The organism is Phreatobacter stygius (assembly GCF_005144885.1).
Classification (GTDB): domain Bacteria; phylum Pseudomonadota; class Alphaproteobacteria; order Rhizobiales; family Phreatobacteraceae; genus Phreatobacter; species Phreatobacter stygius.
In genome coordinates, this window is sequence record NZ_CP039690.1 from 2,276,941 (window position 1) to 2,289,977 (window position 13,037).

A 13,037-nucleotide genomic window follows, 5' to 3' on the forward strand; every position below is an offset into this window, starting at 1 on the left:
CCTCGCACCGGAGCCTCGTCATGATCCGTCGTCGTCAGTTCATCGTCGGAGCCGGCATTGCCGTCGGCACGCTCGGCGCCCCGTCCATTCTGCGCGCGCAAACGCCGCGCACGGTCAAGATGGGCGCGCTCCGCCTGATCCATTCCATGCCGCCGCATTTCTACGAGCGCTTCGCTCCGGCCGGCCTGAAGGTCGAGATCATCACCTTCGACAGCCCGACCGACGGCAAGAATGCGGTGGTCACCAAGTCGGTCGATTTCGGCACGTTCGGCATCGCCGCCGGCATTCTCGGAGGCGCGGTCGGCGAGCCCGTCGTGGTGGTCGGAGCGCTGTCCAACAAGGGCATGGGCGTCATCTCCAAGGCCGGCTCGGATGTCCGCGCGGTCAAGGACCTCAAGGGCAAGCGCGTCGGCATCTGGCCAGGCTCGACGCAGGAGGTGTTCATCATGGAGCGCCTGCGCATGGAGGGCCTGTCGATCCGCGACATCACCGCCGTGCGTGTGCCCTTCGGCGAGATGCACGCCATGTTGTCGCGCGGCGACATCGACGCCTATGTCGGCGCCGAGCCGGGCCCCGGTCTGTCGATCTCGTCCGGCGTCGGCCAGCTCGTCGAATATCCCTATGGCACCGCCATGGGCGGCCTGAACATGATCTTCGCCACCCATGAGGAGACGGTCGCCAAGGACCCGGACCTGGTCCGCACCATGCTGAAGCTGCACCGCCAGTCGGTCGAGTTCATGATGGCCAACAAGCAGGTCGTCGCCGACATGACGGTCCAGAAGCTCGGCGCCAACCGCACGGCGGTCGACCAGGCGCTCGGCGCCAACAATGTCGAATATGTCTGGAAACTCGATCAGACCGTGCTGACCCAGGCGCGCACCTATTCGCAGCAGATGCTGGAGCTGAAGCAGATCCGTCAGTTGCCGAATTTCGACAGTTTCCTCAATCCGAAATTCTCCAACGAGATCGCGTCTGCCTGAGGTTCGAGACCCCGCGCCGCCCCGGGGCGGCGCGGGCCATGCCGCGAAGAGGACAGCAAGCCATGACGATTGCCGAAACGAGCCAGCTGCCAGCGGTCGCCGGCGTTGAGCGTCCGAGCCCCGGGCGCTCGGCCTGGGCGCGGCTCAAGCCGGCCGTGCTGGCGCTGATCGTGCCGGCGCTGCTGCTGCTGTTCTGGCAGGTGGCGACCAGGCTGCGCTGGACCAGGCTCATCCCGAGCCCCTACGAGGTTGCCGAATACATGGTCGATTTCGCCGTCGGCGGCATCTATGACGACGCCTTTTCCGGCACGCTGGTCACCCATCTCCTGGCCTCGATGAGCCGGGTCTATGGCGGCTTCGCGCTCGCCGCGCTGTTTGCCTTGCCGATCGGCCTGATGATCGGCCGGCTGCCGACCGCGCGCATGCTGCTCGACCCGTTCCTGCAAGTGATGCGGCCGATCCCGGTCACCGCCTGGCTGCCGCTGTCGATGATCCTGTTCGGGCTCGGGCCGCGCTCGGCCTTTGCGCTGGTCTGCCTCGGCGCCTTCTATCCGATCCTGCTCAACACCGTGTTCGGCGTCCGGGCGGTCGACCCGAAACTGTTCGAGGCCGCCTCCATGCTCGGCTGCCAGGGCAATGCCCAGTTCTTCAAGGTGGTGCTGCCGGCGGCCCTGCCGTCGATCTTCACCGGACTGAGGCTCGGGCTGGGGCTCGCCTGGTTCGTCATCGTGGTTGGCGAGATGACCGGCGTACCGCAGGGGCTCGGCGCGGTCATCATGGACGGCCGAACGCTGTCGCGCACCGAACTGGTCATTTGCGGCATGATCATCATTGGCATCGCCGGCTACATATCCGACCGCATCGTCGTGACGATCGGCAACCACCTCTTGCGCTGGAGCCCGACCCATCATGGCTGAATCGAAAACCCCGATCGTCGAGATCCGCCAGGTCTCCAAGGTCTTCCAGCTGCAGGACCAGACGATCCACGCTCTGTCCGACGCCAACCTGTCGATCCGCAAGGGCGAATTCGTCTGCCTGATCGGCGCTTCGGGCTGCGGCAAGTCGACCTTGCTGCGCATCATTGCCGGCTTCGAGGCGCCCTCCGCCGGCAAAGCCCTGATGTGGGGCCGGCCGATCGGCGGCCCCGAGCCGACGCGCGGCATGGTGTTCCAGGACTACGCCTTGTTTCCCTGGCTCAGCGTGCGCGACAATATCGGCTTCGGTCCGCAGTCGCGCGGCCTGCCGCGCAGCGTGGTCAGGGAGACCGTCGACAAGTTCATCGAACTGGTCGGCTTGAGCAAATTCGCCAACGCCTATCCGCACCAGCTCTCCGGCGGCATGAAGCAGCGCGTGGCGATCGCCCGCGTGCTCGCCAACGACGCCGAGGTGGTGCTGATGGACGAGCCCTTCGGTGCGCTCGACGCCATGACGCGCGAGCGCCTGCAGGACGAACTGCTCGACATCTGGCAGCGCACTGGACTGACCGTGGTGTTCGTCACCCATTCGATCGAGGAGGCGATCTTCCTGTCCAACCGGGTGGTGGTGATGACGCCCGGCCCCGGCCGTATCGAAAGCGACAATGCGCTCCAACTGGCGCGGCCACGCGACGTGTCGAGCCCGGCATTCAACGATATCCGCCGCGTGCTGGGCGCCAAGCTGCACAGCCACCACGGCAAGAAGGCGGCCTGAAGCCCGTTTCTCCCATGCGTCCTGAACTGCGCCTGCCCTACCGGGCCTCCATCGATCGTCCGCGTCTTGCGCTTGCCCCCGGCAAGCTGGTGGCGGTCTGGCCGGTGGTCAATGTCGAGAACTGGCGGATCGACAATCCCATGCCCCGCCAGGTGCTGGCGGCGCCGACCGGCGCCGCCCTGCAGCCCGACATCGCCAACTGGGCCTGGCACGAATACGGCATGCGCGTCGGCTTCTGGCGCTTCATGGAAGCGTTCGAGCGCCATGCGATCCGGCCGACCTTGTCGATCAATGGCTCGGTGGCGCTGGACTATCCACGCATCGCGGCGGCCGCCCGCGACGCCGGCTGGGAGTTCATGGGCCATGGCTGGCACCAGGTGCCGACCCACCGCATCGACGACCAGCGGGCGATGATCGCCAGGACCGTCGAGACCCTGTCGGAATTCGCCGGCCAACCGTGCGTCGGCTGGCTCGGGCCCGGCCTCACCGAGACGCTCGAGACCGCCGATCACCTGGCCGAAGCCGGCATCCGCTACATTGCCGACTGGGTCGTCGACGACCTGCCTTGCCGGCTCGCCACCGCGAGCGGCCCGGTGCTGACCATGCCCTATTCGGTCGAGCTGAACGATATTCCGCTGGTCATGATCCAGCACCACCGGACCGGCGAATTCCTCGAACGCACGCTCGCCCAGGCCGACCGGCTGATCGCCGAAGCCAGGAGCCCGGGCCCGCTCGGCGGCGCCAAGATCCTGAGCTTCGCCATCCACCCCTATATTACCGGCGTGCCGCATCGCATCGGCATGATCGAGGATCTGCTGGCCGAACTCGCGCGGCGGCCCGAGATCTGCTTCATGCAAGGCCACGCGATCATGGACTGGTATCTGGCTTCGGGTGATCCGACCTGAACGGCCGGCGTCCCGTTATGGTCAGGCCATGGACCTGCCCGACCTTTGAAATAGAACCCGGTCGGAGCGCTCTATTGGCGGCACGGCTTCGCCGCGACCGGCGAAACCGTACTCGGCATCGAGATCGAACGCCGCCCGGGCGCTCGGCCTCAGGCCGTGCCGGTCGGCTGAGCCAGGACCAGCGCCCAGAACACCCGGTAGCGCGATCCCGGCCGGTAACCGGTGGCAAGGCCGAGCCTGGTCACCGTCGGGCTCAGCATATTGGCCCGGTGCGGCGGTGAATCGCGCCAGCCCGAGAAGGCCTCGGCGAGCGTCATATAGCCGGCCGAGGTGTTCTCGACCGCCGTGCCATGGGCATAACCCTGCGCCGACAGGCGGGCACCGACAGCGCCGGTCCTGACACCGACCTGGTCGGCATTGGCCATGGCATAGGCCTGGGCCTCGGCGACCCGCATCAGCACGGGGTCGACGCTCAACGCGCCGCGACCGTTGTTGCGCCGGTAGCCGGTGATCATCTCGGCGGCCATGGCCGCGTCGACGCGGGCGCCGGCCTCGGCGAGATTGCGATAGAAACTCGGCTGGCCCGACGGCCGCGGAACCGGCGGCGCCGAGCAGGCGGAGAGCAGGAACAGCGACCCGCCGCCGACCAGGATCTGACGCCGCACGAGAATCCTGTCAGCCGTCTTCAGCTCGCGTTCAGCCATTGAACCTTTTCCTGTGTGGGTGTCACTCATGGTGACGCGAGTGATGCGCGTGAAAAGTTAACCGATCCTGTCAAGGCTCTATCAACCCTATGGTGGTTGAGTGACGGCAGGGGACAGATTGGGAATAGGGACAGGACATCCCATGCCTTGGTATCGTTGTGAAGCGCGCGGCCTCGAGGCCGCCAGCGCGGAGAGTACATTTGCCGCAACCCGTTTTGTCGAAGCCGATGCGGCGGAGGCCGCGGCGTCGAGCGTGCGCAAGAGCGTCGGGCGCGAACTGGTTCGCCGCGGCGTCGACCCGTTGAGCGCCGAAGCCTGCGTCAAGATCGACACCGTCAAGCGCATCGATGAGGAAGATGTACCCGGCATCGTCGCGCCCGACATGACCTGGCTGGCCAGGGTCTGAGGCGAGGCTGGCCGCACGGCCGTCAAACGCCAGCCGCGAGACAGCCGTCGGCGCCCGGCGCCCATGATCGACGGCAACGATCCGGCCGGACCGGAATGCGCCAAGAGGGAATGTAGCAAGACAACGAACAGGGACGCTCTTTCGTCTCACTGAAACGGAAGGACGCCCCGGCTTGATGGCGGATTTAGGATTGCGCCTTATTGGAAGCGCGCCATCGCGGCGCCGAGCACGGCGCCGAGGTTGCGCTGGCTGCCAGCCTGGATCAGCACGACGGCCCGCTCGCATCCCGGCGCCAGCCGCTCCAGCCGCGACGCGGTAAAGGTCTGGGCCCCGCCGGTCCATTCGCCAAGCTTCACATGCGACCTGACGACATTGCGATAGGTCACCGAATTGCCGCGGTTCTCGCCGCGCGCGATCTCGACCGCCTGCCGCGACGATACCCCGAGCAGCAGGACGGTTGCCGGCGTCTCGGCGGAAACCAGCGTGCCTTGCTGGGCCGGCAGCGTCACTGTGACGGTGTCGCCGGAATAGCTGATCGTCACCGGCACGCTCAGTGCGCCGCTCTGGCCCGCCGACTGGACCATCGCCCGCTCGACCGCCGGGCGGTCCGAGCCGATGGCATGGGTGACGCCGTTGATCACCATTTGCGGCGTATAGACCTGCCGGTCGCCGCGGGCATAGGCATAGGCCTTCTGGCGTTTGGTATTGGCCGGATCGGCCAGCGTGTCGCGCCAGCCAAGATAATCCCAGTAATCGACGGCAAAGGTCAGCGCGATCACGTCGGTGCGGTCGGCAATCTCGGCAAGATGACGATCGGCCGGCGGACAGGACGAGCAGCCCTGGCTGGTAAAAAGCTCGATGACCGCGCCTACTTTGTCCGCGGCGGCAGCAGGCGCTGCGCCAAGTGAGACGAGGCCAAGTAAAAGCCCGCCCCAAATCTTTGCCTTATGCATCGGTCTTCGCCCCGATCCAAACTTAACCCTGCCCCTGCCCTGTCCTAACCCGCACCATGGGTGCAGGCGAGTCACGGTTGGGTGAGAACCACACAAGCGCGCGTGATGATGACTCCGCTGAAAGCTGAGATGAGGACCGCGGAGTTACTCCGCGGTCACCCGGTCTGATCGGTCCGCGCAGACATCACGCGACGAGGTCGCGCAACACGTACTGCAGGATGCCGCCATTGCGGAAATAGTCGATTTCATCGAGCGTATCGATGCGGCAGAGGATCGGCACCTTCTTCACCTTGCCGTCGGCAAAGGTCACTTCGGCTTCCATCTTCTGGCGCGGCTTGACGGTTTCGAGCCCCTTGATCGCTACGCTCTCGTCGCCCTTCAGACCGAGGGAGGCCCAGGTCGTGCCCTCCTCGAGGGTGAATGGCACGATGCCCATGCCGACCAGGTTCGACCGGTGGATGCGCTCGAACGATTGCGCGATGACCGCGCGGACGCCGAGCAGGTTGGTGCCCTTGGCGGCCCAGTCGCGCGACGAGCCATTGCCATATTCGACGCCGGCGAACACCACCAGCGGCACCTTTTCCTGGCGGTACTTCATCGCCGCGTCGTAGATCGGCATTTCTTCCTTCGACGGATAGTGGATGGTGTAGCCACCTTCCTTGCCGTTCGGACCCATCATGAAGTTGCGGATACGGATATTGGCGAAGGTGCCGCGCATCATCACCTCGTGATTGCCGCGCCGCGTGCCGTACTGGTTGAAGTCGGCGACATCCACCTTGTTGTCGATGAGGTATTTGCCCGCCGGGCTCGCCGCCTTGATCGAACCGGCCGGCGAAATATGGTCGGTGGTGATCTTGTCGCCGAACAGGCCGAGAATGCGCGCGCCCTTGATGTCGCTGACATCGGCCGGCTTCATGCTCATGCCGACGAAATAGGGCGGGTTCTGCACATAGGTCGAGTGATCGTCCCAGCTATAGGTCTGGCCGGTGGGCGCCTTGACCTTGGCCCAGTTGGCGTCGCCCTTGAACACGTCGGCGTATTTTTCCTTGAACAGCTTCTTGGTGACGTTCTTGGCGATGAAGGCCTGGATTTCCTTCGACGACGGCCAGATATCCTTCAGAAAGACCGGCTGGCCCTTCTTGTCGGTGCCGAGCGGCTCCTTGGTCAGGTCGAGCTGCACCGACCCGGCCAGCGCATAGGCCACCACCAGCGGCGGCGAAGCGAGATAGTTGGCCTGCACGTCGGGCGACACGCGGCCTTCGAAATTGCGGTTGCCGGAGAGCACGGCCGCGGCGATCAGGCCCTGATCGTTGATGGCCTTGGAGATCTCCGGCGGCAGCGGCCCGGAATTGCCGATGCAGGTGGTGCAGCCGAAACCGACCAGGTTGAAGCCGAGCTTGTCCAGGTCCTTCTGCAGGCCGGAATTCGACAGATATTCGGCGACCACCTGCGAGCCCGGCGCCAGCGAGGTCTTCACCCAGGGCTTGGTCTTCAGGCCCTTGGCGACCGCGTTGCGGGCAAGCAGGCCGGCGGCGAACAGCACGGCCGGGTTGGACGTATTGGTGCAGGAGGTGATCGCGGCGATCGCCACGTCGCCATGGCCAATGGTGAAATCGCGGCCCTCGACCTTGACGCGGCGCGACAGCTCGGCCGCCTTCTTGTAGTCGGTCTCCATGGCCGAGGTGAAGCCGGCGCCGACGGCTTCCAGCGCCACCCGGCCCTCCGGACGCTTCGGGCCGGCCATCGACGGCACGACCGAGCCGAGATCGAGGTCGAGCGTGTCGGTGAATACCGGATCCGCCATGCCCTTGGTGCGGAACAGGCCCTGGGCCTTGGCATATTTCTCGACCAGCGCGATGCGCTGGCTCTTGCGGCCCGATGTCGTGAGATAGTTCAGCGTCTCGTCATCGACCGGGAAGAAGCCGCAGGTCGCGCCATATTCCGGCGCCATGTTGGCGATCGTCGCGCGATCGGCCAGCGTCATGTTGTTGAGGCCGTTGCCGAAGAATTCGACGAATTTGCCGACCACGCCCTTCTTGCGCAGCATCTGGGTGACGGTCAGCACCAGGTCGGTGGCGGTGACCCCTTCCTTCAGCCGGCCGGTCAGCTTGAAGCCGATCACCTCGGGCAACAGCATGGACTGCGGCTGGCCGAGCATGGCGGCCTCGGCCTCGATGCCGCCGACGCCCCAGCCGAGCACGGCAAGGCCATTGACCATGGTGGTGTGGCTGTCGGTGCCAACAAGCGTATCGGGATAGGCAACCTCGACCGTCTGCGAGGTCTTCTTGCCGCGCACGACCTTGGTGACCTTCTCTTTCCGGGTCCAGACCGTCTGCGCCAGATATTCCAGGTTGACCTGGTGGCAGATGCCGGTGCCGGGCGGCACGACGGAAAAGTTCTTGAACGCCTGCTGGCCCCATTTCAGGAAGCGGTAGCGCTCGCCATTGCGCTGATATTCCAGATCGACGTTCTTCTTGAATGCCTTGGCCGAGCCGAATTCGTCGACGATCACCGAGTGGTCGATCACCAGATCGACCGGCACCAGCGGGTTGATCTTCTGCGGGTCGCCGCCGAGCGACTTCATCGCATCGCGCATGGCGGCAAGGTCGACCACCGCCGGGACGCCGGTGAAGTCCTGCATCAGCACACGTGCCGGACGGAAGGCGATCTCCTTGCCGGCCTTGCCCTTGTCCTTCAGCCAGGCCGCGACCGCCTCGATATCGGCCTTGGTGACCGAGCGGCCGTCTTCGGCGCGCAACAGGTTCTCGAGCAGCACCTTCATCGAGAAGGGAAGCGCTGAAATGCCCTTGAGCCCGTTCTTCTCCGCATCCTTCAGACTGTAGTAGGCGTAGCTCTTGGTGCCGACCTTGAGTGTCTTGCGGGCTTTGAAGCTGTCGAGCGACATGAGGCGAGGATCCCTTCATCCAGGAAGGCCGACATCGCGTCCGAAGCTTCGGGCGTAGTCTCAAGGAACCCAAGCGGGCGCGGCGACCAATCGCGGGCGTTATAGAGGGATTCCAATCAACCCGCCATATGGTTAGAAGCAATCATCGCGCTCTCGCCGCTCACTCTTTCGTCGCGTAAGAACGCAGCATGATGCGTCTCAATGCCGATGCCCTCACCTGCCAGCGCGGCGGCCGGATCGTTTTCCGGGATTTGAGCTTTGAAGTCCCGGCCGGAGAGGCAATCCAGGTCGTCGGCCGCAATGGCGCCGGCAAGTCGAGCCTGTTGCGTCTGATTGCAGGTCTGGTGCGCATAGAGGCGGGCGAGCTCCGCTTCGAAGGCGGCGACCCGGAAGCGCCGATCGGTGAACAGGCGCATTATTGCGGCCACCAGGACGCTTTCAAGGGCGCCCTGACGGTTGCTGAGAACCTGGCTTTCTGGACCGCCTTTCTGGGAAGCGGCAAGCCCGGCGATACAAGCGGCGCGGCGCTCGGCCGCCTTGGCCTCGATCACCTCGCCGATCTGCCCGCCAGCTACCTTTCGGCGGGCCAGCGCCGCCGCCTGGCGCTGGCCCGCCTGATCAGCGTCAGGCGGCCGATCTGGCTGCTCGACGAGCCGACCGCCGCGCTCGACCAGGCGAGCCAGCAGGTGCTGGCCGAGATCATGGCCGAGCATCTGGCCGGCGGCGGCCTGATCCTCGCCGCAACCCATGGGCCGCTCGGCATCCCGGCACGCGAACTCAGGATCGGAGAGCCCGGATGAGCTCGCCGCTCAAAGCCCTGTTCCAGCGCGACCTGAAGCTTGCCACCCGGGTCGGCGGCGGCGCCATGATCGGTGTCGTATTCTTCCTCGCGGTGGTCACCATCGTGCCCTTCGGGGTCGGGCCGGACATGATCCTGCTTGGCCGCATCGGCCCTGCGATCCTCTGGATCGGCGCCCTGCTGGCAACCTTGCTCGGTCTCGACCGCCTGTTCCAGGCCGACGCCGATGACGGCTCGATGGATCTCCTGATGATGGCCGAGACGCCGCTCGCCCTGGTGGTCATGGCCAAGGCGGCGGCCCATTGGCTCGCCACCGGCCTGCCCTTGGTCGTGGCGGCGCCCGTCCTCGGGCTCTTGATGAACGTGCCGCCGGACGCCATGGGCGCGGTGGCGCTGACCCTGTTGGCCGGCACCCCGGCGCTGACCGGCCTCGGCACCATCGGCGCGGCACTTGCCGTCAGCCTGCGCCGCGGCGGCCTGTTGATGGCGATCCTGATCCTGCCACTGACCATTCCGGTGCTGATCTTCGGGGTTGCCGCCACCAGCGCCGCGATCGCCGGTCCGGTACCGTTCGGTGCGCCCTTCATGGTGCTGGTCGGGCTGTCGCTGGCAAGCCTGGTGCTCGGGCCGGTGGCCGCCGCGGCGGCGCTGAAATCCGGATTGGAGTGACCGGCATTCGCAAGCGAAACGGCGCGCTGCATGCGCGCGCTGCGTGTACGTGCCTTGCTATCGCCGTATCCGCACGCGACATTCGCCCGGCCTGTCCCGACAGGAGGCCGCCATGCGACGTGCAGTCTTGGTTTTCGCAGTCTTGGCCCTGTCCGGCTGCGCCAGCGCACCGGAACAGGTGGTCAGCCCGCCGCCACAACCGGAAACCACCGCCTTTTGCGCCACGGCCGAGCGCGGCGCCCGCATCCGCGTCACCGCCACCAACAATTCATCGCGGCCGATGATCTGTCAGGTCACCTGCACGTTCCAGAAGCTGAACGGTGGCACCGATTCCATGTCCTGTGACGGCACCGTCGCAGGCGGCGCCAATGCCGCGCCGTTCTGCGAGAATGTCGACCGCCGCCGGCGCGTGCGTCAGCTCACCAATACCGTGGTCGACTGCACCTTCGCCCAGGCCGGCTGACAAGCCCTTACAGGACCGGCTTGGTCCTTTCCCAGGCTTCCGGCATCTGCCGGATGAAGGCGTCAAGCCAGCCGACCAGGTTCGGATGGTTGGCCCGCCAGGCCCCCTGAAAGCGGATGTCCTGATAGCCCAGCGCGCAGGCCAGCGCGATCGTGCCGACCGTCACATCGAGCGCCGGCGGCATCGCCTCCAGCGCGGCCAGGCCGCGCGCCACCTTGCCGTGCTGATGATCGAGCCAGCGCGGTTCGCGGCGGTCCTCGGAGCGGAACATGGCCTCGTAGCGCAGCAGAATGCCGGCATCGAGAATGCCGTCGGCGAGCGCCTGCAGCGTCAAGGCCGGGATGCGCAGCTTCGGATCGGCCGGAATGATCTTGTTTCCGCCGGCTTCGATATCCAGATATTCGAGGATGACGCGGCTGTCATAGATCGTCGTGCCGTCCTCCAGGATCAGCGCCGGGATCTTGCCCAGCGGGTTCTGCAGGCGCAGCGCATCGCCGCCATCCATCGTATCGGCCAACTCGACCGTTACCCGGTCGGCCAGGTCCAGATGGGCGAGCGCAAGTTTGATCTTGCGCCCGAACGGCGACGGCGGCGATGAACGCAGGACGAGCGGCATGCTGAATTCCCCGGGCACTCTTCATGGAGTGGTCGAACCTGCGCAGGCGGTTTGGCGCCGGTCAAGCAGACCGCGCGTCAGACCGGCTGGGCCGGAACCGTCAAAATCCGTCACCGGGTCGCCCCCGCGCCGGTTCGTCTTGCCGCGTTAACGCAGCATCTCCATAATTGGCAGTCCGCTTCGAAGCTGAACCTCATGAAAATCGCATCACCCTATTTCGACAGCATCCGCGTCAAGCCAGAGGACGACCGCCGTGCCAAGGCGCGTCCGGGCATGCGCGTCTGCGGGTTCAAAGGCTGTGCCTGCGAGGCGACCCATCGCGCGCCGCTCGGCCGCGACCGGGAGGGCGAGTTCGTCTGGTTCTGCCTCGACCATGTCCGCGAATATAATGCCACCTACAACTATTTCGCCGGCATGAACGACGCGGCGGTCGCCGCCTATCAGAAGGACGCCATCACCGGCCACCGGCCGACCTGGAGCATGGGCGTCAACTCCTGGAACAAGAAGGGCCGGCGCCCGGAACCGCATGTCCATATGGGCCCGCGCGGGGCGGCCGATCCGTTCGGCATGTTCGACGGCGAAACCTGGCGCCCGCAAGGCGCAAGCCAGCCCGAACCCGAAGGCCGCCTGATCCGCAATGCCGAGCGCAAGGCGCTGAGCGCCCTCAATCTCGACATTCATGCGACTGCCACCGAGATCAAGGCCCGTTTCAAGGAACTGGCCAAACGCCTTCATCCGGATGCCAATGGCGGTGACCGATCGCGCGAGGACAAGCTGCGCGAGATCATCCAGGCCTATAATTATCTCAAGTCGGTTGGCTTCTGCTGATTGAACGCATCAATAATGCGAATGGCATTCCCGCACCTGGCGGCCTTCCGGGCGCGACCCGCGATCTGTTAAGGTTCGCCCGATTTGAAAGAAACGGCTCGCCGCGATGTGCGCGGCATCGGAGGTTTTCGTGACAGTGCAGCCTGAAAAAGGTACCGGGGCCCCGGATACCACGGTGTCCGTGCGGAAGGTGTTCGGCATCGATTCGGATATGACCGTACCGGCCTTTTCCAAGCCCGACGACCATGTTCCCGATCTGGATACGGACTATCTTTTCGATAAGCCGACCACGCTCGCGATTCTGGCGGGCTTTGCCCATAACCGCCGCGTCATGGTTTCCGGCTTCCACGGCACCGGCAAGTCGACCCATATCGAGCAGGTCGCCGCCCGGCTGAACTGGCCCTGCGTGCGCGTCAACCTCGACAGCCATGTCTCGCGTATCGACCTCGTCGGCAAGGACGCGATCGTGCTGAAGGACGGCAAGCAGATCACCGAGTTCCGTGACGGCATCCTGCCCTGGGCCTATCAGCACAATGTCGCGCTCTGTTTCGACGAATATGACGCCGGCCGCCCGGACGTGATGTTCGTCATCCAGCGCGTGCTGGAAGCCTCGGGACGCCTGACGCTGCTCGACCAGAGCCGGGTCATCCGGCCGCACCCGTCGTTCCGTCTGTTCGCCACCGCCAATACGGTCGGTCTCGGCGACACCACCGGCCTCTATCACGGCACCCAGCAGATCAACCAGGCGCAGATGGACCGCTGGTCGATCGTCACCACGCTGAACTATCTGCCGCATGACAACGAGGTCGGCATCATCCTGGCCAAGGCCAAGACCTTCGCCAAGACCGCCGAAGGCCGCGACCAGGTCAACAAGATGGTCCGGGTCGCCGATCTCACCCGCAACGCCTTCATGAACGGCGACCTGTCGACCGTCATGTCGCCGCGCACCGTGCTGACCTGGGCCGAGAACGCCGACATCTTCAAGGATATCGGCTTCGCCTTCCGCCTGACCTTCCTGAACAAATGCGACGAGATGGAACGCTCGCTGGTCGCCGAGTTCTACCAGCGCTGCTTCGGCCAGGAATTGCCGGAGAGCGCGGTCAACGTGGCGCTGAGCTAA

General features: G+C 65.5%; 14 protein-coding genes. 10 read left to right on the plus strand and 4 right to left on the minus strand.

Going from position 1 to position 13,037, the window contains the following annotated elements; genetic code table 11:
* Window positions 1–20 precede the first annotated feature (20 nt).
* The 4 genes from E8M01_RS10400 to E8M01_RS10415 all read left to right on the plus strand — a co-directional run bounded on the left by E8M01_RS10400 (window position 21) and on the right by E8M01_RS10415 (window position 3,574).
* Window positions 21–980, plus strand: coding sequence for an ABC transporter substrate-binding protein (locus tag E8M01_RS10400; RefSeq protein WP_136960053.1), 960 nt, complete (start codon window positions 21–23; stop codon window positions 978–980).
* A 62-nt stretch (window positions 981–1,042) separates the two neighbouring features.
* The gene (locus tag E8M01_RS10405) at window positions 1,043–1,897 is read left to right on the plus strand and encodes an ABC transporter permease (RefSeq protein WP_136960054.1); all 855 of its coding nucleotides are present in this window, start codon (window positions 1,043–1,045) and stop codon (window positions 1,895–1,897) included.
* Complete coding sequence (locus tag E8M01_RS10410) at window positions 1,890–2,669, plus strand: ABC transporter ATP-binding protein (protein ID WP_136960055.1); 780 nt, start codon at window positions 1,890–1,892, stop codon at window positions 2,667–2,669. The genes E8M01_RS10405 and E8M01_RS10410 overlap by 8 nt, the downstream gene beginning before the upstream one ends.
* A 14-nt stretch (window positions 2,670–2,683) precedes the next feature.
* The gene (locus E8M01_RS10415; protein ID WP_136960056.1) at window positions 2,684–3,574 is read left to right on the plus strand and encodes a polysaccharide deacetylase family protein; all 891 of its coding nucleotides are present in this window, start codon (window positions 2,684–2,686) and stop codon (window positions 3,572–3,574) included.
* Between the two features lie 149 nt (window positions 3,575–3,723).
* On the opposite strand, the gene E8M01_RS10420 is transcribed toward E8M01_RS10415, so the two are convergent.
* On the minus strand, window positions 3,724–4,278 hold the full coding sequence (locus E8M01_RS10420) for a CAP domain-containing protein (RefSeq protein WP_136960057.1): 555 nt from the start codon (window positions 4,276–4,278) through the stop codon (window positions 3,724–3,726).
* Between the two features lie 142 nt (window positions 4,279–4,420).
* Here E8M01_RS10420 and E8M01_RS10425 point away from each other — a divergent pair, with 142 nt between their 5' ends.
* A complete protein-coding gene (locus tag E8M01_RS10425; protein ID WP_136960058.1) occupies window positions 4,421–4,684 on the plus strand; it encodes a hypothetical protein in 264 nt (87 codons plus the stop codon).
* Window positions 4,685–4,881: 197 nt separating this feature from the next.
* Here E8M01_RS10425 and E8M01_RS10430 read toward each other — a convergent pair whose 3' ends face one another.
* Complete coding sequence (locus E8M01_RS10430; protein WP_136960059.1) at window positions 4,882–5,637, minus strand: DUF1223 domain-containing protein; 756 nt, start codon at window positions 5,635–5,637, stop codon at window positions 4,882–4,884.
* 184 nt (window positions 5,638–5,821) lie between these two features.
* Window positions 5,822–8,542, minus strand: coding sequence for an aconitate hydratase AcnA (gene acnA / locus E8M01_RS10435; RefSeq protein WP_136960060.1), 2,721 nt, complete (start codon window positions 8,540–8,542; stop codon window positions 5,822–5,824).
* A gap of 191 nt (window positions 8,543–8,733) precedes the next feature.
* On the opposite strand from acnA, the gene ccmA reads away from it, so the two are divergent.
* From ccmA to E8M01_RS10450, 3 genes are all read left to right on the plus strand, one after another.
* Entirely contained in the window at window positions 8,734–9,342 is a 609-nt protein-coding gene (ccmA, locus tag E8M01_RS10440) for a heme ABC exporter ATP-binding protein CcmA (RefSeq protein WP_136964552.1), read from the plus strand.
* The gene (gene ccmB, locus E8M01_RS10445) at window positions 9,339–10,010 is read left to right on the plus strand and encodes a heme exporter protein CcmB (protein WP_136960061.1); all 672 of its coding nucleotides are present in this window, start codon (window positions 9,339–9,341) and stop codon (window positions 10,008–10,010) included. Before ccmA ends, ccmB begins: the two co-directional genes overlap by 4 nt.
* Before the next feature lie 112 nt (window positions 10,011–10,122).
* The gene (locus E8M01_RS10450; RefSeq protein WP_136960062.1) at window positions 10,123–10,473 is read left to right on the plus strand and encodes a hypothetical protein; all 351 of its coding nucleotides are present in this window, start codon (window positions 10,123–10,125) and stop codon (window positions 10,471–10,473) included.
* A gap of 7 nt (window positions 10,474–10,480) precedes the next feature.
* Here the strand turns inward: E8M01_RS10450 and E8M01_RS10455 are convergent, their stop codons facing one another.
* On the minus strand, window positions 10,481–11,089 hold the full coding sequence (locus E8M01_RS10455) for a glutathione S-transferase family protein (RefSeq protein ID WP_136960063.1): 609 nt from the start codon (window positions 11,087–11,089) through the stop codon (window positions 10,481–10,483).
* 195 nt (window positions 11,090–11,284) lie between these two features.
* Here E8M01_RS10455 and E8M01_RS10460 point away from each other — a divergent pair, with 195 nt between their 5' ends.
* Both E8M01_RS10460 and cobS read left to right on the plus strand, forming a co-directional pair.
* On the plus strand, window positions 11,285–11,917 hold the full coding sequence (locus tag E8M01_RS10460) for a J domain-containing protein (protein ID WP_136960064.1): 633 nt from the start codon (window positions 11,285–11,287) through the stop codon (window positions 11,915–11,917).
* 106 nt (window positions 11,918–12,023) lie between these two features.
* Window positions 12,024–13,037 (plus strand): cobaltochelatase subunit CobS, encoded by a 1,014-nt coding sequence (cobS, locus tag E8M01_RS10465; RefSeq protein ID WP_136960065.1) that lies wholly within the window; start codon window positions 12,024–12,026, stop codon window positions 13,035–13,037.